Below are 23,483 nucleotides of genomic sequence, written 5' to 3'. Positions count from 1 at the left end.
GAAATGTTTATTCAATTATCTATTTCCACATCTCCCTTTATAGAAACCAGAAGTTCTCCCGTAACATCATAATAATAGTCCTTAGGAGCGTCACTCTCTTCAAGTTGATAGTTTATAAAGGCTATTTGGAGTTTTGAACCATTTTCAAATTCCAAATTCATTCCAACCACCCTATTCTCTACGATCTTGGTCATGGTATAGTCCTTTATGAAGTCGAATTCTCGGGTTATGAACTCAATATTCGTAATTTCCTGAATGAGATAGCTCTTTAATTTGAGAATGTTATCATTCTCCAGTTGCATATATTCTGTGGAATCGAACATTTGATTAAAGCCATAGTCTTCCATCGCCATGATCTCCTCCCGTGAGTTCCAACCCATACAGCAAATGCCCTTGGCAAATACCAGTTCAACGCCTCCATCGATAACCCATTGGCCCTTTTCGGGAAATTCAAAAAAATAATCGTTTACCTGAAAAAGTTTGATCTCCAAAATTGGACCTGACCGAAGAAGACGTCGAAAATGTTCTTCCCTATGCTTATCGAACATGAACTAACTGAATTGTTTTGAATTATTTTTATTCGGTCCTAAAAAGAAATTTACAACTTTTCCGACCCCTGTTTTATGCGATCCCAAACCCGTTTGGGTAAAAGCGGCTCTATCAATTGCCCTAAATAGCTATTTGGCGTTTCTTCCTGTATCCCAAATTTCTCGGGTTCTTTATCCGGACATTTGTAAGTTCCGAAAATAACATCCATAATGGGCGAAATATTCGCGTAGTTTCCGGCTCTTCTGTCCAAATCATGGTGCCAATGATGCAATTCAGGAGCGCCAATCAATATTCTGAGTTTACCAATAGGCAATCTTACGTTGGAGTGAATGTAAATGGCCCAAATACCTCTAAAGGCAATCACTCCGGCTATGGACTCCAAAGGAAATCCCATGATGAAGGCTGGTAAATTAATCAACCCAATGGTGTAAATAGAGTCCAACGGATGTTCCCGATGCGCCGCTAACCAGTCCAAATGCTCAGCACTGTGATGCACCTTATGAAAACGCCATAAGAAATCTACATTGTGCTGCAATCGGTGTCCCCAATAAATAAGGAAATCACTTAGCACCAGTACTTCAAAAACCTGTAACAAAAAGGGTTGTGAGGCTATTTTTTGTTGAAACGAATTGGGAATAATCGATGTTAGGTAATCTGCAAAGTAATTGAGTGTCCATAGCACCAATCCACTCCAAAGTAGGTACTGCCCAAGAAAAAAACAAAAATCCAACAACCACTTCGGTCGCAATATTTTCTGATGCTTTTTGGCGGGAAATACCTTCTCCATGGGTACAAAAACCAGCATAAGAAATACCAGGCTTATGCCCATTGCTTCTAGAGCGCTATAGAACTCTGCCAAGGTCATTTGCGTTTAATCGAATCTTGCTCCAGGGAATCCTTGACCATTTTCTTTAGATCTTCGGGAGTAACAATGATTCCTGATTTAGAACTATAGATTAAGGGATCGATTTGTAAGGAAGAATCCAACTTCGTACTATCTTCCAAACCTTTCAAGGGATCATGAATGACGAATGATTTGGAGGAAGAAATTAAAAATGACTTCTTCCATTTAATGGAATCAACCTTTTGAATCGTGTCTGCCTGATTGATCAACGTGCTTCCGTTGGGACTTCCAGAAACGGAAGATTTCTTTCCTCCGAAATAACCGGATTGAAAGGCCACAAATCCAATAATAAGACTTGAGAACAAGGTGAGTGTGGCAACTTTTATGATCTTGTTTTTCATGTTTCAGCTATTAAATTAAAAACATCACTCAATCCGTTTTAAGTGCATAGTTCTGGGGTCACTAAAATTGGTTGGACGTTCGTTGGGAAGTAGTCCTACATTTATGCGTAATATATTCTTATCAACAAACTCTGCAATTCCTAAAAACGTTTTTTCTTCATTCTTCCCGTGATTAATTAACACCAAATCAAAATACATCGGATTCTTTTTAGAGTCTACGCTGTATTGCATTGTTACCTTGTTTCCATCTACTTCAAATCCTTTTCCATTATAAAATCTCCGATTATCTTCAAATGAAAAATATCCATCCTTCTCGAAGGTGAAATACAATATCCCATATTCATTTTCAACTTCCCATTTCCCCACAAAATCATACGTGTCCCTATCGGAAAAAGTAAAGGACAATAGAGGAATGAGTAGAAATGCTATGACTAGTTTTTTCATAATACAAATATCTTTACTTGTAAAGCTAGTGTTTTATCACAGGTTTACCCCAGATGGATCTGGGAATCTATCTGGATTCTTTAATTACGTGCTACAAACAGGGTTTTCGATAAATCTATTGGTTTGGTTCTTTGTTTAACACCGCGCCGTTTTCCGTTTCTTCCCCACGCGTTGCTTATCTATCACTTTCTGAATATAGGTAGTCGCTAAAGGCACCTTACAGGCCGTACCATTCATGTCTACCGTTATAGCTCCTATTTTCTCGGCAATCTGAGTGGCCTTCGCCGTTAACCCCTTCACATAGGTTCCTACTGTAATGACAAAACCGTTCATGGTATATTTTACTCGATTTTGAGCGTCATCTATTTCAGCAGCCACTCGATCCAAAAGTGCTTCGTACTTTGCAATATCCAATACCTCATCATCATTTACCGTGGTATACGAAGCCAAGGTAGACCATCCTGCTGAAGCAATGCATTCGTCCGAGGATTCAATCCATTCCAATCCCAGCTCAAAACCAAAGTCGGTTTCCGAAGCCACCCAAGGCACAGCATATTCGCTTAGATACGACCAATAGGCCTTCTCTACCCAACCGTTTAATTGTTCCTTGGTGATTCGTTTTTCATCGGCCATTAGGCCCGCCAAATACATGGCGTCCGAATTTCCCGTGTCGTACAAGGCCAAGGATAGTTCGTGGTTCTTTTTCGTTTTCTTGAGGATCTTTTTTAAATCGGCCACCTTCACCCCAAAGAAGGGCTCCTTGGCACCGTGGCTCATGAGCGTATTCTTGGTCCTTTCGTCCCCATACTGCTCTAATTCCTGAAGTACTTCATTAACTGTCATGATTGAAACTTTTTAATATGTACGTCTATTTTTCTGTTGCCGTAGCATTTTTCTTGTAATGGTCAAAGATGGTTTTGAAATCCACCCGATAGATATTCACACTGGGATTCTTAATACTATCGCTACTGGCGTAATAAAGTGTCTTGTTTTTATTCGTTAAACAAGCTGAAAGATCGCTTCCGCTTGTATTCAATTCAGTTATATTTTGTGGTACGGTCCACCCATCATTTTCTTTGAAACTAATATAAAGATCACCATACGAAGAAACGTTTTCTGGTCTTCCTGAAGCTTCGAAAATAAGTATCTTCCCATCCCGACTTATTTCCAAATTCCATTCGCCTTGATCCGTATTTACAGCATCCCCAAGATTTGCAGGCGCTGCAAACTGGCCGCCCTCTGTCTTTGCCACGTATAAATCGCCTTGCCCGTAACCACCGGATCGATCGGAAGCAAAATACAGATTGCCTTGATCATCAGTTTTGGGGCTGTATTCATTACCTTCGGAATTAATGGGTTCCTGCAAACGTATGGGCGTACCCCATTTTCCGTCCTCATCTTTGTTCACCTTCCAGATATCGGCCGAAGTTTGTCCAGTTTCTGAAGCTCTTTTGGAAATGAAATATAGGGTGTTTCTATCGTTCGTTATATGAGGATCGCTGTCGTCATATACTCCCGAAAACGATACGAGTTCTGGCTTCGACCACATCTCATTCTCTTTTACGGAATGATATATGGCACTAGTCAGTGGTCCTTGCCCCCATTTATCGGCACTTCTGGCAAAATACATTTCCTGTCCCGAGGCCGAAAATGAGGGGCCGTACTCTACTATTTCTGTGGATACATTATTGGGTTCGAATAGTACGGGCTTCCCACTCGCCTGACCACTATCGCAACTGGCTACAATGAAAAGTTGTAGCAAACACAACGCTATTATATGATAAGCTTTCATCTTTATCGCTCGAATGATAAAATCTTCAAACCGAATTGCTCAGGATTGAATACGGGATATACTCAAATATAATCAAAATTAGACCGGAACCACCTCTGTAATATTTCTTACTTTTAGACAAAATATAATTCATGAGCGAACCATTCATCATTTTCCTTATCGGAGCCATTTCTGCACTGGCCGGGGCCTATGTGGGCAATCTCATTGCGCGCTTAAAGATCAAGTCCGAAACAGGGAAAATGGAAGAGCGCTTATCACAGCTTAAGGATCAAGAGGAACGATTGAATGAACGCTTTCAAACCGCTCTGAATGATAAGGAAAAGATACGGGAGGAAAAGGACTTTCTCAATGCTGAATTGGTGCGCCGTAATTCCGAAAACGATCACTTGGAGAAAAAACTGATCGAACAAAAGGATGAATTGGAGCAACTCCAGGAAAAATTCACCAAGGAATTCGAAAACCTTGCCAATAAGATTCTGGATAACAAATCGGAAAAGTTTACCAAGCAAAATAAGGAGCAAATCGATACCATCTTAAAGCCATTACAGGAAAAGATCGATCGATTTGAAAAGAAAGTAGATACGTCACAAAAGGAAAGCCTTACCATGCATGCGGCTCTTAAAGAGCAACTTTTGGGGTTAAAGGACCTCAACCTGCAAATGACCAAGGACGCCACCAACCTTACGCGTGCTCTGAAGGGAGATAGCAAATTACAAGGGAATTGGGGCGAATTGGTGCTGGAGCGCGTACTTGAGAAGTCGGGATTGGAAAAGGACCGAGAGTACTTCGTGCAGCAAAGTTTTGCCCAGGAAGATGGCAGTCGTGTTATGCCTGATGTCGTGATTCACCTACCCGATAAAAAGAAAATGGTGATCGACTCCAAGGTATCTATTACCGATTACAATCGTTATGTAAATGCCGAGGATGAAGAAAAGGAGATTCACTTAAAGGCCCATATCAATTCCATAAACAAACACGTGGAGCAGCTTTCGGACAAAAACTATCAGGACCTTTACGATATCGAATCCCCAGATTTTGTCCTTATGTTCATTCCTATTGAACCTGCCTTCGCGGTCGCCATAAACCAAGACAATAATCTCTACACCAAGGCCTTCGAAAAGAACATTGTGATTGTAACCCCTTCCACCCTTCTAGCGACCCTGCGTACGATCGACACTATGTGGAATAACGAAAAGCAACAGCGGAATGCCATTGAAATCGCGAGACAAGCAGGTGCATTGTATGATAAATTTGAAGGCTTGCTGAAAGATCTTACGGGGATTGGAAAGAAAATGGACGATGCCAAAAGGGATTATTCTGCCGCCATGAACAAATTAGTGGAAGGTCGAGGCAATCTCATTACCAGTGTGGAAAAGCTGAAAAAAATGGGTGCCAAGGCCAAAAAGTCGCTTCCCGAGAACATTATGAAACGGGCCAAAGAAAGCGAATAAAAAAGCCAGCCCCTAATTGGAACTGGCCGTACTATTTTTTCCACCAATCTGAGTTAGTTACAACTTAACTGCAAATCCACCACCTGTACGCTTGGCTCATCTGTGTTTACCGCCGGTATAGAAGTGGCATTATTGGAAAAATCGTTTGTGGTAACATCTAGAGTTAGGATTTCTCCTGCATTGTTTACTTCGAACGCCAGAATGTATGAGGTTCTTGGTACATCAAAGGAAACAAAAATATCCTTATGGTTTGTAGCGGGCACATTGGCAACAGTGGGAACAATATCCGGATGCCCTATAATTCTAACATTGCTTACTTGGTTGTGCAAAACCCGTACACTTATACTTCCTACTCCACCTCGGTCTGTACCGATAACACGAAAATCTACGGAATCGCCTGCGATAGAAGTTGGATAGCAACAAAGTACTTGACCTGCGTCTGCGGTACCTGTGGGACAGATGAACGGTCCAACCGTGACATTGGGATTGGTTGATCTAATGACCTCGGTTCCGGAGTTTTCCACAACCGACACTGTAATGGTTGGAGGTGTGGTATCATTTTCTGGAACGGTTACCCGGCAACTATAGCTAGTGAATAGCAATACGACTAAAACTGTGGTAATCTTAAAATATTTCATAATGCAAATGGTTAAAATGAACAGTCGTAAAACTATATACTGTACCATTCACATTCGGAAAGCGTTCTCCCGTTTTTATATAGGATTATTCCGTTGAAAAAATACCAGAATTCATAGATTTTCGTGCTATCCATGAATTCATGATATGGCAACCTCAAAAAAATAAAAGGTTCCTTACCAAAAATTGGAAAGAAACCTTTCTATCTAATGATTTGTATAATTTATCTCTTCAGAAACTTCTGAGTTGTAGTTTGACTTCCAGAAGCCACCTCAATTAAATAAGTACCACTTTGCAAGGCGGAAACATCGATTTGTTTCTGGGTCCCTTCAATAACTCCTTGAGCTACCTTGGCTCCCAAAAGATTGTAAATCGCATAGCTTTCCATCGCTACTTGGGCATCCAATCGCATAACGTTATCGGCTGGATTTGGAGAGAGCTGGAATGTTTTGGCCAACTGATCCTCAAAACCAATAAGCCCAATAACGCCCACATTGTCCAAATGCAGAGTAGCGTCTATACTTTGCCCAATAAAGCTTGGAGTATCACTGTGCAAAATCCTAATTTCGGTAACATCCTGTAATACCTCTTCTATGGTATTAGCTCCGTCAATAAGGGTAAAATCGGCTGCATCCAAACTCAGGGTATATTCATTCCAATTGCTTTGCGCAGGAACGGTAACGGCTGTGGTAGACGAAATAGTGGTTTCATCACTTCCTCCTTCCATAGCCAACCTTATGAAAAGATCTTCGTTGGTAGGGGTCTTAGCATTGAAATTTAGGACGATGGTCAAAGCTTCGTAATTCCCCAACCATTCATCATTGGTATTAAAAACGATCATCCTACTTCCCGGACCAGCACCACCACCACTAATCTCTTCTAGAAACGCATCTCCAGCCCCTCCAGGGCCTCCATCGGGTATATTGGTGGGTGGATTGGGCGAACTACTACCATTATCCCATCCTTGGGTAGTTCCATCCTCGAAATCATTGAATGTGCTTGTGCTAATTTGCGCCGAGGCAACGGTATAAATGCCTGCGGCAATTAAAAGAAGTACTATTTTTTTCATATTTATTTTTTTTAGAGATTAAAGTTACAAAAAAACCAGCCCTAGCCTAGCGGTGTCGGGCTGGTTTCCCAATTAACTAACTTAAAAACTGAACTATTGTTTCACTACCTTTTAGTAGTCTCCAATTCTCTTGAAGTTAGCCCCACAAAATAAATTTCACCGAGAAGGCTCAAAATGTGCCATTCCACAACATTCCCGGTATCTTTTTCTTGCATGAGCTTCTTACCCGCGACATCGTAAATAAAACGTTCTATGGGAACGTTCGTGATCTCTTTCGGGTGTTAGGAGCGTATTACTATTGAAGACAGATTTGCCTCCAATAGTAATGTCATCTCCCGCAACTAGTATAATCTTTTTCATAGCAATTTTTAATGATTATATAGTCTAGAATACTCTGCTTAAATTAAAACCAAAGAAGAAGTCTCCATCACCCCAATCTCCTTGTCCTTGTATAATAAATCCTTCTTCGAACATAGCTTGTGCATTGGTAAAATGCATCTGGAATACGTGTCCTCCCGTTTCTAAGTCCACTCCTATGGAGAGTGGGTTCTTAAAATTGGAATTGTCATTTCTATTCAGATGTATTCCGTAGTCTGCATTAATACTCCAACGCTTTGTTAACTTATATCTTCCACCGACTCCCACTGCAAATTGGTTGTTATCCTCATCGAACGTCATGGTTTCCTCTCCTTGTATCTGAAAACTTCTGGTCGCCAAATTTTCATGAATGAACGTAGGCGCCAACAATACTGAAAAGTCTTCCGAAAATTTATGGGAAACCAAGGCTTGGGTAGTATAGGTTAAACGGTCCCCAAATTCGATATTGGGGAAAAGATCTTCGTCTAAGGCCGTGTTTACGGTTATCAAATTGTATCCAACAATGGTAAAGGGAAATCCTTCGGTTTTCTGACGCACCAATCGATACTTTGCATGTACCCCATATTTTTTCTGAAGTGAGCTCCGCGCTGCACCTAAATTCAACCAATCATTTACTCCGTAAATAAACTTAATTTGGGTCACGGCATTGTCCAATCCGAAGAAATCATCGATCCCATTCTTAACGGTTCCGAACCTGTGGGAAACTACCAAATAAAGCTCTTTGGCGCCACCCAACTTGGTAGATTCGAAGTTCACCACCTTCAATCCCTTAAAGGCGGCCTTTACCTCTGTACTGGTATCCACACCTTCTTCCAATTCGCTAAGCAGGTCGTCCTGCGAAAAGACGAGCAAAGGAAGCAGTAGAAAAATACAAGTGATTATTCTTTTCATGATTAGTTAGTTGATTAGTTGTGATTGGTCTAGTTTTACGATTTCGAAGAGATCATCATATCCTATGCACCTTCCTTTCACCTTTATTTCGGTACCAATGGCCACCTCCATGGTTTCAGCAAAGACACATTGTACTTTGTCATCTAACGTAATAGAAGTTCCTTCTACCTGACTCACACTTCCCGTAACGATCACGGTTTGGTTCAATAATTCTTCCTGTCCGGATGCAAATTGTCCTTGGATTTCTTCGGCCGATCCGTTAAACACGGCGGTTTCCTCTGCAATGTTGCGATGGTCCTTGTAGAGGTACTTATAACCAACATAAGCACCCACTACAAGTACCAAAGTCACTACCAAAAAAACGGTTTTCTTTTTCATATGTCACTTTTGAGATAGTGTATACATTGCCGTAACAGTAACCTCATCGGCAATTTTATTACTCACAATACTGGGTATTTTAATATCGAAGTCCCCCGGTTTTAATATGAATGAGGTGGACATCTCCATCTGATCCCCGAGCTTCGTCAAGTTCACCTTCGTTTCCAAAGGTTGGGTCACTCCATGTATTGCAATGGTTCCTTTAAAATTAAATTCTGTAGTAGTATCTGAAAGTCGTCCGGCATCAAAATCGGTGATGCTCCCCTTTACAATGGCTTTGGGATATTGCGCCGACTCCATATAATTTTCGTTGAAGTGTTCTTCCATCAAAGCTACCTTAAAACGGAATCCCTGAATGAGTGCCAAAGAGGCAAATTCTCCTGTAGCGGTATTTAAGATGGCACTTACCGAGCTGTTTTTGGCCTTTACCTCCTCAAAAGAAGGTACCGAGGCTTCAAAATCGATCACGCCGCTCTTTGTCGCATACTTTTGGGCATTTACTTGTCCCACGCAAAGTAGCAGCAAGACAATAAGATATGTGATGTTGTTTTTCATAGTTGTTAATTTTCGGGTAGTCCGTCCGCACTCCATTGCATGATAAGGTCTATCGTTTCTTGGGGTAATCTGGGACCTCCCAAAGGCATAAGGCCCGGTGCTCCCTCCTGCCTGCTAATACGATCTAGTAATCCGCGATCCAAAACCGCATTGCGAACATCGTTATAGGTAACTAAGGGCATGGGGGCTCCATTTTGTGGAGGGTTTGAGTGGCAGGCCTGACATATATTTTCGAATACAAAACGAACATCCTGAAAGGTCACGGTCTCCTCCTCTTGAACAGGCTCCATGGGTTCAGAAATATCATCGAAAGTATTACTGGTACAGGCGTACAGGAAAAAGGGTATTCCTATTGCTAATAGAAATCTGCGGTTCATAACTTAAACTTTGGTTAGGCGATAAGCGCATAAAAACTGCCCTTACACATATATAACAACCTTAAACAAAAAAATCCCCCTTTGCTACATAAAAAAACCCTACCAAATTGGCAGGGTTTGTACGAAACTCCCAATAATTGTGAGTCTTCTATATCTTTTTAAACATTACTTTTTCTTGGCTAAAATCATACGCGTCCTGTAACCAAGGTACCATATCGCTCCATTCCGAAACTTCGTAATTTCGCTTTGCATATACTTTTTTGGTCGTATACTTTAGCATTCCTTCTTCTACTACCGCTGTAGCCGTAAATCCGCCTGTTCCATTAGTGATATTACGCTGTAGCTTATCCAGTCCAACCACCTCGAATCCTTCAGGGATTTTAATGCTCACTTCGTAAACATAGGTTTTGGCATGATCTAAATATACTCCCTTGGTACGCTCAAGTTCATCTGCTTCCAACTGTACCTGACCGCCAATAAACTTTCCTACTTCTACCAAATAATTGGGTCCAGCCTTTTTTACAAATTCGTTTTCAATGGCAAACTGATCCTTAATAATTAGGGCATCGTTAGAATATCTACCTGTCTTCTCTACGGAATAATCATAGTCCTTGATTTCTATATCGAACTCAGCCGAAACAATTTGCTCGATACGTTCAATCTTTTTATCCCGATAGGTTTTCATCACCGATTTCATTTTAGATTCGGCCTCCTTATCGGACTTATTCTGGCGCTTTTTACAATTGTAAAAGTGCTTAGTTCCATAACGCTTAAACTCTTCATTCAAAAAGTCTTCGAATACCAATCTTCTTCTTAACTCATACGGCTTAAATTGTCCTTTGTAATGTTGCTCTCTGGTAATGGCAATTTTTTTGAAACTGTCTTCGAAACTGACATTCACCACTTGTTTCGCCATGTTCTCATCTGCTGAAGTTACTGGCAATACGTCGAAGGCCACATCTTCTAGCTTACGATTCTTCTTTACACTTAAGGTATATACTTTGGTCCCTTCCAAATTCTCTGGGAAGTAATCGGATTGTACGTGGGGAGATACCTCGAATAGGTACATGGGCTTCGGAAAATTGAAGCGTAGTCCATAGGATACATTAGAACGTAATAACAAATTATCTATCGTACCATTATAATCTGCAGTAGCCACAATGATATCGTAATCGATCTCTAATTGCTTGGCCAAGCCCGCGAAATAATTCACAAATGTATTCTCATCTAGAATCACGTAATCGCTATCGCATGGGAGCGCGCTGTAGCGTATGTTGTTTTCCCGAGCAATGTAAAGCTCCAAGAAACGATTATAGCTCTTATGTCTAAGGTAATACAGGGCAGATTCTAATTGCTTGCGCTTACCGCTAATTCCCTTGTCCTTTAAATAACGTAGCACGTCTTTAACACTTCCCTTCTTTTGTGCTTCGAAATTCTTCCCATAATATTCTATAATCTCTTCCTTACTAACATCTGCCTTCCTTTCGGCATCTTTATCGGCTAGGAATACGGAAGCGTAGTATTCATTTTTGGAACGTAAGGCAAAAGTTACCTGAAACTTTAATGAAGGCAACTCTGCCAAGGGATAAAACCAGCGTGGAAACTCACTTTTCTCAACATCGGAGGCTTCGATCACATATCGACGGGTTGACTTTTTACCGGTTTCTTCTTCCTTTACTTTAGGCGCTCCATTGAAAGATTCCATATTTAGGAAATAGTCGTTCTCCACTTCTACCGCTACCCTACTAAATAGTACTGGATGACTTCTACTAATAACACGCTCTACTGGGTCGTAAATATGGGTTCCTGAAAACGTTCGTTGGAAATCATCTTCAAAAACAAATAAGTCTACAATGTCCCCTATTTCCAAATTAGGAATGGCGATCTTCTTTTCCTTATCCTCTTCTACACTTTCTGCCTCTACATCTATGATGATTTCGTCTCCACTGGGTTTAATCACTTTAATCCCTACGGTAGACTTTTCACGATAAAAATTCACAAACCCAAAGCTTGATCCTCTGTTCTTCTCGAAACTGAATTCTGAATACTCCTCTACTGCAGCCTTATCCAACAACTTTATCCTTGTGTGATAATGGGAAGGGTTGTACATTTTTTTCCCGTTGTTGGTATACTTATAGTACTCATCAACATACAGAATAACGGCACTCTCACTTTGCCATTTTTCGGGAACTTCGGATACGACGGCCTTTTTATTCTTCGGATTCCAAAATCGCTCTTGCAATTCCTTTAAGTCCTTTGACTGAGAAAAGGCGAAAGAAGAAAATAATAGGCATAGAACTAGGGCAATGGTATAGTTCAATTTCATAAAGGTGGGTGTTATTTGTTAAGCGTAATTTGTTGGTTGAGTTGCTCTTTCAACGCTTCAAATGTCTCATTCCACAACTCGAACTGGGCGGGATCTACCACGCGTTTCTTCAAAGTAATTTCATTCTTGTAAAGGATGGAATTACCCTGTTGCTGGTAGGATAAGTTTATATCCAAAAGATCATTGGAGATCGAAAGTCCTTCCGGAAGCTCGGCTTTAGAATAGCCTTCGGGCATTGTAAGATTCACCTCGGTAATATAGGCTTCTTTTAGGTAGTGAAGAAAAGGGGTTGACCTATTTTCATCAATTTGGGGTATAAGTTGTTTGGTCGGGTCTATTTCCAAATACAAAACCCCATCGAATTCCGTCACGCTGTTTTCCACTTGCACCACGAAATCTACGGACAAATCATTTTCCCGATCCTCTTCATCGGATACCTTCAGTTCATCCACGAAGAAATTCTGATTGCTCCCTCCCAAATAACCGGAAAGACGATCCAGTTTTTCGTCCCCACCAAACGCTTGGTAAGAATTCTGAAAGGAAACCCTGGTTTCTCCACTAAATGTCCTCGTAGCAGTTCCCAATAGGGATTCGTCATTTACCCGCAAGTTGTAAACCGCTTTATCCCTATTGCCCGTACCCGAAGCAGCTGGCACCTTGATTATTTTAAAGGAATCGCCATCCTGCATCATAGCCTCCTTATTCTGTATCCTAGTGGCGTATTCTCCAAACCTGTTATACTTCTCTGTACCATCTAAAAAAATGGTTTCTCCGTTAAGTACTACTGCAGCGATCATATGATTGTCTACCGACAGGGAAGGAATGGAATAATCGTATGCCAAGCGATCGGTACCAATCCATACCAAACGGGCATCGAAGCCAGCCTCCTGCAACATGTTTTTGGTGAGAATTGCCATTCCCTTACAGTCGCCATAGCGCTTGGTGAATACATTTTGAGGGCTATCGGGTTTAAACCCAGCGATTCCATCCTCAAAGGCAATGTAACGTATGTTGTCCTGTACCCAATAGTAGATATTCTTTATCTTCTCTTCGTCCGAGCTAACACCGGCAACGAGTTCCTTCACTTTGTCGGTATAGACCGACGAATCGATCTCAACACTTTCCACCAAACTGTTATACCAAGCAAAAAGATCTTCGGTATTGGAGAATAAATTCACCGTTCCTTCTTTGGATTTATAGGCCTTGGCTATGAACAGTACATGCGGATACAAATAGGAAGGCCCTAAGGAGTACTTCTTCTTAGAGCGCTCATCCAGTTCCTTATAAGTGTAGGTTATTACCGAATTTCCTTCTGAAGTCTTTTCCGACTTTTCTATGGTATATCCTTCGAAATTAAACTCCTTAATATCCAACTCCAACCAACTGGGAATGGTAACAATCAATTTTCCCTCAACTACGGGAAAATGATCGCTGAAATAAAGGCTCGTAAAGTACTTGCTATCTGTGTACCGCTTCTCAATTTCGATCATTCGGTTATACCCCTGTAGTGGAAAAGACAACTCCGTATACTTGACGCGATAGTCCGTATGGAACAAATCCTCACTTTTCATCGCCTCATCCTTTACCACAGCAGTAATATCACGCCCTTTATTGCTTCTAAGCATGAATCGCTCTACCTTGGATTCGGAATCGTAAAAAACAGGATATTGAATGCGTGCACTGGAACTAATGCCCACAAGGTTTATCTTGTCGCGCACTAAGGCCTCCAGTTTACCACTTTGCTTGTTTCTTTTAAAGGTAACCTTCGTTGTCCTACTCTTTATGGCAATATCGGCCTCCTCGTACTTCTCCTTTAATTCCTTGGCCAGGCTAACATTCTCTGGCAGTGGATTCTTCTTCTTTTGTGCAAAAGATTGAAAGGTGAAGGCACACAAAAAACAAACTAGCAAAAATCTCATAGGGGCGAATATATGGATTTTATTTGCTCAAGTACATTCTTCTGCGCGAATACAACTCGTAAAATTCGTCTTCTTTCAAGTTATCGATGAACAAAATACTTTCCCCTGTACTTTTCATTTCAGGCCCCAATTGCTTGTTTACATTCGGGAACTTGTTGAAACTAAATACGGGTTGCTTAATAGCGTACCCTTCCAATTCTGGGTTGAACTCGAAGTCGGTCACCTTGTTTTTGCCCAACATTACCTTAGTCGCATAATTTACATACGGCTCTCCATACGCCTTTGCGATAAATGGAACTGTTCTAGAAGCTCTTGGGTTGGCTTCGATAATAAACACTTGATCGTCCTTAATGGCAAACTGAATGTTGATGAGTCCCACAGTATTCAAAGCCAAGGCGATCTTCTTAGTATGATCCTTTATTTGCTGCATTACGAACTCTCCTAGATTAAAAGGAGGTAAGGTAGCGTTAGAATCCCCAGAGTGCACCCCACAAGGCTCAATATGCTCCATGATCCCTATGATATAAACATTCTCACCATCGCAAATGGCATCGGCCTCTGCTTCTATAGCTCCATCTAAGTAGTGATCCAACAACAGTTTGTTGTTAGGAATCTTACGCAATAAATCTACTACATGCGCTTCAAGGTCTTTCTTATTGATTACAATCTTCATCCCTTGCCCTCCAAGAACGTAGGAAGGACGAATAAGCAATGGGAAGTCCAATTCGTCTGCCAGCGCCAATGCTTCCTCAGTCGTTTCGGCGGTACCGAACTTTGGATAAGGAATATTGTTCTCTTTCAACAACGTGGAGAAGCTTCCACGATCTTCTGCTAAATCCAAGGATTGATAACTGGTTCCCATGACCTTAATTCCGTAGCGATCTAGCTTTTCGGCCAGCTTAAGAGCTGTTTGCCCTCCTAACTGAACAATAACCCCTTCGGGCTTCTCATGACGGATGATGTCGTAAATATGTTCCCAGAAAACAGGCTCGAAGTATAGCTTATCTGCTACATCGAAGTCGGTAGAAACCGTTTCTGGATTACAGTTGATCATAATAGTCTCGTAACCACACTCGGAAGCGGCCAGTACTCCATGTACACAGCAGTAATCGAACTCGATTCCTTGTCCGATACGGTTAGGACCAGATCCCAATACAATGATTTTCTTTTTATCGGTTACCTCACTGTCATTTTGGGCGAATACCTTTCCATCCTTCGTTTCCATTTCATTTTCGAAAGTGGAATAATAATATGGTGTTTCTGCCTTAAACTCGGCCGCACAGGTATCTACCAGTTTGTATACACGTTGAATATTCAACTCTTCCCGCTTCTTGTACACCTGACTTTCCAAACAACCCAACATGTGAGCAATTTGACGGTCTCCGTATCCTTTTTGCTTGGCTTCTAGCAACAACTCTCTTGGAAGCGTGTCTAAAGCGTAGGAAGAAATTTCTTTCTCTAGCATGTACAGTTCCTCGTATTGTTTTAGGAACCACATATCTATTTTGGTAATCTCATTGATTCGACTCAATGGGATTCCCATTTGAATGGCATCATAGATCACGAACACTCGGTCCCAACTGGCATTTTCCAGCTTCTCTAGGATCTGTTCGTAGTTGGTATAGCTCTTTCCATCGGCTCCTAAACCGTTACGCTTAATTTCCAAGGATTGTGTCGCCTTGTGAAGCGCTTCTTGGAACGATCGGCCAATACCCATTACCTCCCCTACGGCTTTCATCTGCAATCCTAGGGTACGATCGGAACCTTCGAACTTGTCGAAATTCCATCGAGGTATTTTTACGATAACGTAGTCTAGCGTTGGCTCGAACAGGGCCGAAGTAGATTTTGTAATCTGGTTATCCAGTTCGTCCAAATTGTATCCGATAGCCAATTTACTAGCGATTTTCGCAATAGGATAACCCGTGGCCTTAGAGGCCAAAGCCGAAGATCGGGATACCCTTGGGTTGATCTCGATGGCAATGATATCTTCTTTTTCATCCGGGCTTACGGCAAACTGTACATTACATCCTCCAGCAAAATCCCCAATGCTACGCATCATCTTAATGGCCATATCACGCATACGTTGGAACGTACGGTCGCTCAAGGTCATGGCAGGTGCTACGGTAATAGAATCCCCGGTATGAATCCCCATAGGATCCATATTTTCGATGGTACAAATAATAACAACATTGTCGTTATTGTCCCTTAATAGCTCCAATTCGTATTCTTTCCAGCCCATCATGGCCTTATCGATCATTACCTCGTGGATGGGTGAAACTTCCAATCCACGGGTAAGTAATTCGTCAAAATCTTCAGGGTCATATACAATGGAAGCTCCTGCACCCCCTAAGGTATAGGAAGCACGGATTACCAATGGAAAACCGAATTCTTGGGCAATTTCCTTTCCTTTCAAATAGGAATTGGCAGTAGCTTGGGGTGCCATAGGCACTCCAATCTTCGTCATAAGGGTACGGAACTGCTCGCGATCCTCGGTGATATTAATGGCGTCTATATCGACCCCAATAAGATCTACCCCAAAATCTTCCCAAATGCCTTTTTCGTCGGCTTCAATACATAAGTTAAGTGCCGTTTGTCCTCCCATAGTGGGCAATACGGCATCAATTTGTGGGTGTTCCTTAAGAATCTTAATGATGGACTTTGTCGTTAACGGCAAAAGATAAACGTGGTCCGCCATGGACGGATCCGTCATGATGGTTGCAGGATTCGAGTTAATGAGAATGGTCTCAATACCATCTTCCCGAAGGGATCTTAAACTTTGCGATCCAGAGTAATCGAACTCACAGGCTTGTCCAATAATAATGGGACCAGAACCAATAATTAAAACGGATTTTAATTTGTCGTTTTTAGGCATAAAAAAAGAACTATTTTTTGGGCGTTAAAATTACGATGCATTAGGGTATAAAAAAAAGGTGTTGCTTATAAAAACAACACCTTTTATTTATGAGTTATCAACATTATTTCTTGTGGCGTGGCTCAGAAGATACAGAAAGTTTCTTTCTGCCCTTTGCTCTACGGGCAGCTAACACTTTACGTCCATTTACAGAAGCCATACGCTCTCTAAATCCGTGCTTATTTCTTCTTTTTCTTTTCGATGGCTGAAATGTTCTTTTCATTACTAACTTATATTATATCCTCTGATAATTTTTTAAATACAAAAGACCTTTCTTAAAAGTCGGGTGCAAATATACGATCATTTTTTACTTCCGCAAACCGAAATGCGAAAATATTTAGGATTGTTTTTAGTACCTTTGTCGCCCTTAGAAAAACACCAATGAAACGACTCATCTACTTATGTGCTTTTTTCCTTTTTTTATCGGGAATTGGTGCCACTGCCCAAAATTCGCTTCAATATAACTTTAAGGTTGGAGACGAATTCGATATGGAGCAGACAGCCCGACAGGAAATGATTCAGAATATAGAAGGAATGACCAATACGACAGTTAATGTGCTTTCTGGCTCATTCAATTTCAAGGTAATAGAAGCTACAGAAGAGAAATATGTAATCGCAACGGCATATACTTCCTTGGTATTGAAATCGGAATCGGATATGATTGGCGTACTTATGGACATTGACACCAAAAGGGATGCAGATAAGGACGATATTGAAGCGCAGATCTTCCAAGGATTAATAAACATTCCTTTTCAAATCCACATGTTGAAAACCGGAGAGATTGTTTCCTTGGAGAACTCTAGTGCCTTGATCGATGGTATGATTTCTCGTTCTGGACTGGAAGATGAAGCTTCCAAGGAAATGATGCGCCAGAGCCTTGAATCTGAATTTGGGGACGATAGCTTGGCCGAAAGTATGGAACAACTGCTTTACCTCTACCCCAATAAGCCTGTGCACGTTGGAGATACGTGGATCAACGCCTATACTGGGGAATTTAAAGCAAACAACACTTGGAAACTGGACAATTATGCTTCTGATGCCTTCTCCCTTTCAGCCACTTCGACCATTTCGTTATCTACCGATGTACAGGAAGGAGTACGACTAAGCTTGGATGGAGATCAGGAATCTTCGGTATCTATAGAAACAGGCACTGGATTCCCGAAAGAAATGTCCGTAAACCAAACTGCTAAGGGAGCCACAGTTATCAACGGTACTGAGTATCCCACTACATTAACCTCAACAATTACGTACAAAAGAATTTAATATGTTCAACAAAAACATAAAACTCGTATTAGCTGTATTAAGTCTTGCCGCCACCGTTTGGCAATTCTATGAAGGTAATATTGGTAACGGAATTATGTTCATTCTGCTAGCTGGGATGTTCGTATTCCTGTATTTCAAGAATGAAATGATCTTATTGGCCTTTCTTCAACTAAGGAAACAGAACTTTCCTGGGGCCAAAAAATGGCTGGACCGCATTTCGAACCCAGAAAGTTCCTTGGTCACCAAACAACAGGGATATTATAACTACCTAAACGGGCTTATGGTGTCTCAAACCAATATGAATGAGGCCGAAAAATACTTTAAGAAGGCCGAAAAGCTAGGTTTGAATATGAGTGCGGATATGGCCATGGTAAAATTAAACCTTGCCGGTATTGCCATGAGCAAAAACCGAAAAAGGGAAGCCGAAAGCCTACTAAGCGAAGCCAAAAAGCTGGATAAGCACAATATGCTGGATGAACAGATTAAAATGATGAAACAGCAAATGAAACGTGCCAATATGCCGCGCCAGCAGTTCGGAGGGGGCCATCGTGGACGTGGTCGAAGAATGCGCTAAGATTCATGAAAACAGGGTGATTTGGGGTGTTTTTGTATAGACAAAAACCTTTACAAAACTTCTAATTATCCATTTCCTAACTTGGATTTTCGCAAATCTTACTACTTTTACGCCAACCAATCACAATCTGCCTATGGGTAAACTACTACTTGCCCTATTCATTCTTTTAAGCATTCCTACCCTCGCCCAACAGGCTGAGCCTAAGGATCTTTTTTCCCAAGCCATAGGTAAAAACATCCGTAAATACAGAAAGCAGGCAAAGCTCGCATACATTAGAAAAGATGAAGAAAGAGCCCAGTTTTTATTCGATTCGCTGGTAAAGAAAGTAGTGAATGGTTCGTATATAGATAATTTCAAGGTTCGAAAGTTTACGGGAAGACGAATTAACCTCTATAAATTCGAAAAGCCCATCTATCTTATTACCTATGCGTCTTGGTGCGTTCCTGGCAAGGGTGAAGTCCCAGCTTTTAATGATGTGGCCGAAAAGTATCACGATCAGATCGATTTTGTGATGCTCTATTGGGGATCCAAGAAAAAGATACGGAAGTCGAAACGAAAAATAAGTAAGCACATACACGTTCTTTATGTGGACGAGAAGGAAAACCGGAACGATTTCGCCATTCGCACTATGAAGCACAGCTTAGGGTTTCCCACCTCGTTTTTTATTTCTGCAGATAAGCGAATATTGGATGTGCGAAGAAACTTCATGCATCATTACTCTAAAGAATACACAGAATCCTACAACTCCAACTACCAAAGTTTTACAAGTGGGATATCGCTTCTACAACGTGGTGAAGTTCAGAAAGAACTCAAATCTGAATACGAAAACTAGCGTTTCCTTATTTTGAAAAGAAAAGTTTGATGGCCGCAACGATTAGGATACCGGCAAAAATCTTCTTTAGGATTCCCTGATCGATTTTAACAGCAAACTTAGACCCCAAGTACCCCCCTACAATAAAGAAGAGGGCTATGACAAGAGCATACCGCCAATTTATGGGATGACCCGTGGAATGATAGGTATAAGCTGCCACAAAGGTTACAGGGACGGCCAAAACGGCCAAACTGGTCCCTTGCGCAGCGTGTTGGTCATAGCCAAGAAGGAGTATCATTAGGGGAATCATGACAACTCCACCTCCTACACCCATAAAGCCACTTAAAACTCCAGCGGCTAGGCCTATGATTACCAACGATAATAAAACGGTTAAATTCATAAGTTAGGTTAGTTAGTGTTTATCTTTTTTAAGCATTTAAATTACTGCCCTGTATTGTAATGTCCTTTTTCCGGAATCTCTATAAAATATTCCTTCCCTGAGGCGTTTTTCAAATAGTTATCGCGTAGCCAAGGGTTGTGCAACTTAAGAATTTTATAGTTAATATCGAATTGTTTGGCGAAATGAGCAAAGTCCGTTACGGCCGTATCTACCTTCACTTTAAAGGTAGGAACCTGATTATAAAGGTCTTGCTCCCTGAAATTAAATCCATATTTCTTTGGGTTGGATAAAATTTCTTTGAAAGCCAAAATGCGGAATACATAACGACTCGTCTCATCGTTAAGCAACACATCGTAATAATCGTCCACTTGTTGCTTTTTCAATTGTTTGTTTATACCAGCATTACCTGCGTTGTACGCAGCGGCGGCAAGGGTCCAACTCCCGAATCGTCTTTTGGAGGCTTTCAGGTACTCTGCGGCAACTTTCGTGGCCAATTCCAAATTGTATCGCTCGTCCACATAATCGTTTATTTCCAGTCCGTATTCCCTACCCGTACCTTTCAGAAAATGCCAGAACCCAGCAGCACCTGCAGGAGATCTATTGTTTTGAAGTGCACTTTCGGCAATGGCTAAGTACTTAAAATCTTCCGGAATGCCATGCTTTTCCAATAAAGGTTCTATGATAGGAAAATACTTATTGGCACGCTTAAAGATGAGAAGACCGTTGGACTGCCAGTAGGTATTTACCAACAATTCCCTGTCCATACGCTCGCGGATATCCGGATCTTCCAAGGGAACCCGTTCCCCTGCAAAATTCATACTTTCGGGAAGCTCTAAGGCGTATACGTTGTAACCGTTTGTCAATTTTTCTTCCAACGTTTCGTCGGTTGTAGCCACTTCTTCAACAACATCTGGCTTCGTTTCTTTTTGGGGCTCCTGTACGGCATTTGTACACAACATACCTACCCCAATAAGTACAGTGGCTAAGCCGATTTTCGACAAAATATTCATAACCTCAAAATTTCATTAAATATACGCAATTAGGCACTTGCGTTAGCCCGTTTCTATAATATTTTCCAACAGTTTACTAACCTTACTTCCTTTGTTCAAAATCATGACATGGGTACCTCCTTCCAGTAGCGTATATTCTGAAATGTTTTTGGAAGGAAAAACAATATCCCCATCCCCATGAATGTGATGTACGCCGGGTACTTTTTCGGTACGTTCCCAGCACACCATCTGTTTGATGGCCCAATCCAAATATTGCTTATCACGAACCGAAAGATATTCTTGGTATAAGGTGAGGCGTTTCTTGCTTCTGGGGCCGATGGCTAATTTGGTAAGATCCTTTACACTCAACGCCCATCCCGTAGGGAGCAGTTTGTAAGCACCCGTATTCCGAACCCATCGAAAACGAGCGGGTAATTCGTTTTTGGTCTTGACACTGGAAATAATAACAAGTGCTCGCAAATCTAGAAATTGACTCATTTCCTGTACCATTACCCCGCCAAAAGAAACACCTACCAAAACAGCATTTTGGTGTTCGATGCGGTCTGCCATGCGCTTGGCATATTGTTGGATGGTCTCCTCTTTTTCGGGAATGAGCCACTCCAGAATGTGAATTTCGTAACGGTCTTCTGGCAACCGTATATTTCGAAAAATTTCCTTGGAGGCAGCTAGACCAGGTACAAAATAAATGGGAATTTTCTCAGTATTCATAGGGCTTTAACACGGAAATAACGCAATCGCCTTTCATTTTTTTGTAACTTTGTAACAAAGATAGAATTCTCAAAAAGGTTTTTGAGCATTTATGAACAAGATTTTACACCCCGCAGCTACCCGTGGCACCGCCAATTATGGATGGTTGCAGGCGAAATATTCGTTCAGCTTCGCTAACTATTTCGATCCCAATCGATTACAATTCGGATCCTTACGGGTATTGAATGACGACGTCATTGCCCCAGGTATGGGTTTTGGTACACATCCACATAAGAATATGGAAATAGTGACCATTCCCCAACTAGGTGCCGTAAAACACAAGGACTCTATGGGAAATAATGGAATTGTTGCAGCTGGGGATATACAGGTGATGAGTGCGGGAAGTGGTGTGGAACACAGTGAATTTAATGCTAGCACAACCGAACCCTTGAAGTTATTTCAGATTTGGTTGTTTCCAGAAACTGAGAATGTTACTCCTCGCTATGACCAAAAGGAAATAGCACCACTCCTCACACCAAATACCTTTAGCCCAGTAGTAAAGCCTAAATCTGAAGCTTCGGATAGCGATCTTTGGATTCACCAACAGGCCTATTTCCACATTGGCGATTTTACAGAAGAAAGAACAACTAACTATTCAGTAAAGCAACCTTCCAATGGAGTTTATCTCATGGTAATTAAAGGTTCCGTTGTCATAGATAATGAAACACTTACGAGCCGAGATGCCATTGGACTCTGGGACACTAAAGAGGTTCCCCTAACCGTTTCCAAAGACAGCAGGTTGTTACTTATTGAAGTACCAATGAATTAAATGCAAAATTTACTCCCTATGATTGAAGATGTAGAAATTACCGACAATGAATTCTTACGGCAATTCGAGCTCGAAATTGGAGACAATATGGCCAGAATCGAGTACGCGCTTCAGGACCGTAAGATTTTTTTGACCAAGTATGACATGCCAGAGGATCTGGAAGAGCAAGGATTTCGGGATATATTTATTAGAGCCGTTTTCGAAGAGGTAAAACAGAGAGGAATCAGCTTGGTGCCCACCAGTCCAGAAATTGCCGGTTTCATGCGGCGCAACCGAAGAGTTTATAAGGACCTATTGCCCGTAGGAATTAGTATTTAAGCTGTATTTCTTTGGTTGATGTACTTACCCACGATGATTGCGGTGAGGATCACCAAATAGAATTGCCCAACCATACCTGTAAATATAGCGGCCTTTCGAGCCAATACAGTAGACGGAACGATATCTCCATATCCTATCGTCATTAACGTAATATAACTATAGTACAACAATCCGCTACTATCTGGTTTTCCATTCAAAGATTGCAATCCTTGAAAAGAATTCGGATGATAGGTTTCTATACTCAAACACACAAAGAACACCACAAACCCTAGCGAAATATACCCAGAAATAAGGCCATAAATAACATTCTTCCCTACTTTTTTAGCCTGCCACACCTGTAAAATAAGCTCCAACGTTAGGATCACATAAAACAAATAAAGACTGAACAATCTTACCGCTTTAACCACTGCAGAATCATGATCCACAAATTGCTCCCAGACCATGGCAAACAAGGCGGTAGCCAGTAATATAAGAATAGCCGTTATTTTCTTTCTGTGTTTTGAAAACAGAAGGATCCCGGCCAAAAAGTTGATTAGAAACAAAGGCTGCGAGAGGTATTCCTCGAACCATTCCCCAAAAAAGAACAGCTCCCCGAATAGAATGGTTAGCTGGCTTATCAATAAAATTTCGAAACGATAGGTATGAAGCTTATCTACCATGGATTAAAGAT

Annotated in this window: 27 protein-coding genes; 6 read left to right on the top strand and 21 right to left on the bottom strand. The window is 41.3% G+C overall.

All coding sequences use genetic code 11. From position 1 onward, the window contains the following. Positions 1-11: 11 nt before the first annotated feature. From POV27_RS06310 to POV27_RS06285, 6 genes are all read right to left on the bottom strand, one after another. Positions 12-491, bottom strand: a complete 480-nt coding sequence (locus POV27_RS06310; RefSeq protein WP_272861897.1) for a hypothetical protein — start codon at positions 489-491, stop codon at positions 12-14. A gap of 107 nt (positions 492-598) precedes the next feature. Beyond that, on the bottom strand, positions 599-1,408 hold the full coding sequence (locus tag POV27_RS06305) for a sterol desaturase family protein (protein WP_272861896.1): 810 nt from the start codon (positions 1,406-1,408) through the stop codon (positions 599-601). A gap of 2 nt (positions 1,409-1,410) precedes the next feature. After that, the gene (locus POV27_RS06300) at positions 1,411-1,794 is read right to left on the bottom strand and encodes a hypothetical protein (protein WP_272861895.1); all 384 of its coding nucleotides are present in this window, start codon (positions 1,792-1,794) and stop codon (positions 1,411-1,413) included. A 24-nt stretch (positions 1,795-1,818) separates the two neighbouring features. Next, a complete protein-coding gene (locus POV27_RS06295; protein WP_272861894.1) occupies positions 1,819-2,238 on the bottom strand; it encodes a hypothetical protein in 420 nt (139 codons plus the stop codon). Positions 2,239-2,373: 135 nt separating this feature from the next. Next, positions 2,374-3,081 (bottom strand): DNA alkylation repair protein, encoded by a 708-nt coding sequence (locus tag POV27_RS06290; RefSeq protein ID WP_272861893.1) that lies wholly within the window; start codon positions 3,079-3,081, stop codon positions 2,374-2,376. Positions 3,082-3,106: 25 nt separating this feature from the next. Then, on the bottom strand, positions 3,107-4,000 hold the full coding sequence (locus POV27_RS06285; RefSeq protein ID WP_272861892.1) for a TolB family protein: 894 nt from the start codon (positions 3,998-4,000) through the stop codon (positions 3,107-3,109). A gap of 161 nt (positions 4,001-4,161) precedes the next feature. On the opposite strand from POV27_RS06285, the gene POV27_RS06280 reads away from it, so the two are divergent. After that, entirely contained in the window at positions 4,162-5,481 is a 1,320-nt protein-coding gene (locus tag POV27_RS06280; protein ID WP_272861891.1) for a DNA recombination protein RmuC, read from the top strand. Positions 5,482-5,534: 53 nt separating this feature from the next. Here the strand turns inward: POV27_RS06280 and POV27_RS06275 are convergent, their stop codons facing one another. From POV27_RS06275 to rpmH, 11 genes are all read right to left on the bottom strand, one after another. Continuing rightward, entirely contained in the window at positions 5,535-6,119 is a 585-nt protein-coding gene (locus POV27_RS06275; protein WP_272861890.1) for a hypothetical protein, read from the bottom strand. A 221-nt stretch (positions 6,120-6,340) separates the two neighbouring features. Beyond that, positions 6,341-7,186, bottom strand: coding sequence for a T9SS type A sorting domain-containing protein (locus tag POV27_RS06270; protein ID WP_272861889.1), 846 nt, complete (start codon positions 7,184-7,186; stop codon positions 6,341-6,343). Between the two features lie 222 nt (positions 7,187-7,408). Then, positions 7,409-7,546: a hypothetical protein gene (locus POV27_RS06265; protein ID WP_272861888.1), complete on the bottom strand. Its 138-nt coding sequence runs from the start codon at positions 7,544-7,546 to the stop codon at positions 7,409-7,411. 24 nt (positions 7,547-7,570) lie between these two features. Continuing rightward, positions 7,571-8,455: a DUF5777 family beta-barrel protein gene (locus POV27_RS06260; RefSeq protein WP_272861887.1), complete on the bottom strand. Its 885-nt coding sequence runs from the start codon at positions 8,453-8,455 to the stop codon at positions 7,571-7,573. Between the two features lie 6 nt (positions 8,456-8,461). Then, positions 8,462-8,833 carry a hypothetical protein gene (locus POV27_RS06255; protein WP_272861886.1) on the bottom strand — a complete coding sequence of 124 codons (372 nt, stop codon included), beginning with the start codon at positions 8,831-8,833 and terminating at the stop codon, positions 8,462-8,464. 3 nt (positions 8,834-8,836) lie between these two features. Beyond that, positions 8,837-9,388, bottom strand: coding sequence for a YceI family protein (locus POV27_RS06250; protein WP_272861885.1), 552 nt, complete (start codon positions 9,386-9,388; stop codon positions 8,837-8,839). A gap of 5 nt (positions 9,389-9,393) precedes the next feature. Beyond that, positions 9,394-9,765 (bottom strand): hypothetical protein, encoded by a 372-nt coding sequence (locus POV27_RS06245; protein ID WP_272861884.1) that lies wholly within the window; start codon positions 9,763-9,765, stop codon positions 9,394-9,396. 148 nt (positions 9,766-9,913) lie between these two features. Beyond that, positions 9,914-12,091, bottom strand: coding sequence for a DUF3857 domain-containing protein (locus POV27_RS06240; protein WP_272861883.1), 2,178 nt, complete (start codon positions 12,089-12,091; stop codon positions 9,914-9,916). Positions 12,092-12,102: 11 nt separating this feature from the next. After that, a complete protein-coding gene (locus POV27_RS06235; RefSeq protein WP_272861882.1) occupies positions 12,103-14,010 on the bottom strand; it encodes a transglutaminase-like domain-containing protein in 1,908 nt (635 codons plus the stop codon). Between the two features lie 19 nt (positions 14,011-14,029). Beyond that, positions 14,030-16,882, bottom strand: coding sequence for a carbamoyl-phosphate synthase large subunit (gene carB / locus POV27_RS06230; RefSeq protein ID WP_272861881.1), 2,853 nt, complete (start codon positions 16,880-16,882; stop codon positions 14,030-14,032). Positions 16,883-16,985: 103 nt separating this feature from the next. Further along, a complete protein-coding gene (gene rpmH / locus POV27_RS06225; RefSeq protein ID WP_115123375.1) occupies positions 16,986-17,144 on the bottom strand; it encodes a 50S ribosomal protein L34 in 159 nt (52 codons plus the stop codon). A gap of 158 nt (positions 17,145-17,302) precedes the next feature. On the opposite strand from rpmH, the gene POV27_RS06220 reads away from it, so the two are divergent. From POV27_RS06220 to POV27_RS06210, 3 genes are all read left to right on the top strand, one after another. Further along, positions 17,303-18,184 carry a DUF6263 family protein gene (locus POV27_RS06220; protein WP_272861880.1) on the top strand — a complete coding sequence of 294 codons (882 nt, stop codon included), beginning with the start codon at positions 17,303-17,305 and terminating at the stop codon, positions 18,182-18,184. 1 nt (position 18,185) lies between these two features. Then, positions 18,186-18,758 carry a DUF2892 domain-containing protein gene (locus tag POV27_RS06215; RefSeq protein ID WP_272861879.1) on the top strand — a complete coding sequence of 191 codons (573 nt, stop codon included), beginning with the start codon at positions 18,186-18,188 and terminating at the stop codon, positions 18,756-18,758. 133 nt (positions 18,759-18,891) lie between these two features. Beyond that, positions 18,892-19,590: a TlpA family protein disulfide reductase gene (locus POV27_RS06210; RefSeq protein WP_272861878.1), complete on the top strand. Its 699-nt coding sequence runs from the start codon at positions 18,892-18,894 to the stop codon at positions 19,588-19,590. Positions 19,591-19,597: 7 nt separating this feature from the next. Here the strand turns inward: POV27_RS06210 and POV27_RS06205 are convergent, their stop codons facing one another. Genes POV27_RS06205 through POV27_RS06195 form a run of 3 tightly spaced genes read right to left on the bottom strand, consistent with a single transcriptional unit; the run spans position 19,598 to position 21,687 of the window. Continuing rightward, a complete protein-coding gene (locus POV27_RS06205) occupies positions 19,598-19,969 on the bottom strand; it encodes a sulfite exporter TauE/SafE family protein (protein ID WP_272861877.1) in 372 nt (123 codons plus the stop codon). Positions 19,970-20,010: 41 nt separating this feature from the next. Further along, positions 20,011-20,979: a lytic transglycosylase domain-containing protein gene (locus POV27_RS06200; protein ID WP_272861876.1), complete on the bottom strand. Its 969-nt coding sequence runs from the start codon at positions 20,977-20,979 to the stop codon at positions 20,011-20,013. Positions 20,980-21,021: 42 nt separating this feature from the next. Beyond that, positions 21,022-21,687, bottom strand: a complete 666-nt coding sequence (locus POV27_RS06195) for an alpha/beta fold hydrolase (protein ID WP_272861875.1) — start codon at positions 21,685-21,687, stop codon at positions 21,022-21,024. Positions 21,688-21,778: 91 nt separating this feature from the next. On the opposite strand from POV27_RS06195, the gene POV27_RS06190 reads away from it, so the two are divergent. Both POV27_RS06190 and POV27_RS06185 read left to right on the top strand, forming a co-directional pair. Continuing rightward, entirely contained in the window at positions 21,779-22,495 is a 717-nt protein-coding gene (locus POV27_RS06190; protein WP_272861874.1) for a pirin family protein, read from the top strand. A gap of 18 nt (positions 22,496-22,513) precedes the next feature. Next, complete coding sequence (locus tag POV27_RS06185) at positions 22,514-22,813, top strand: GNAT family N-acetyltransferase (RefSeq protein ID WP_272861873.1); 300 nt, start codon at positions 22,514-22,516, stop codon at positions 22,811-22,813. On the opposite strand, the gene POV27_RS06180 is transcribed toward POV27_RS06185, so the two are convergent. Continuing rightward, positions 22,810-23,472, bottom strand: coding sequence for a potassium channel family protein (locus tag POV27_RS06180; RefSeq protein ID WP_272861872.1), 663 nt, complete (start codon positions 23,470-23,472; stop codon positions 22,810-22,812). The two genes, POV27_RS06185 and POV27_RS06180, sit on opposite strands and share 4 nt — an antisense overlap. Positions 23,473-23,483: the final 11 nt, after the last annotated feature.

Origin of the sequence: Aureisphaera galaxeae (assembly GCF_028561275.1) — a bacterium.
GTDB lineage: Bacteria > Bacteroidota > Bacteroidia > Flavobacteriales > Flavobacteriaceae > Aureisphaera > Aureisphaera galaxeae.
The sequence above is the reverse complement of the archived record's forward strand: the minus strand, read 5'-3'. Positions and strand labels throughout refer to the sequence as shown.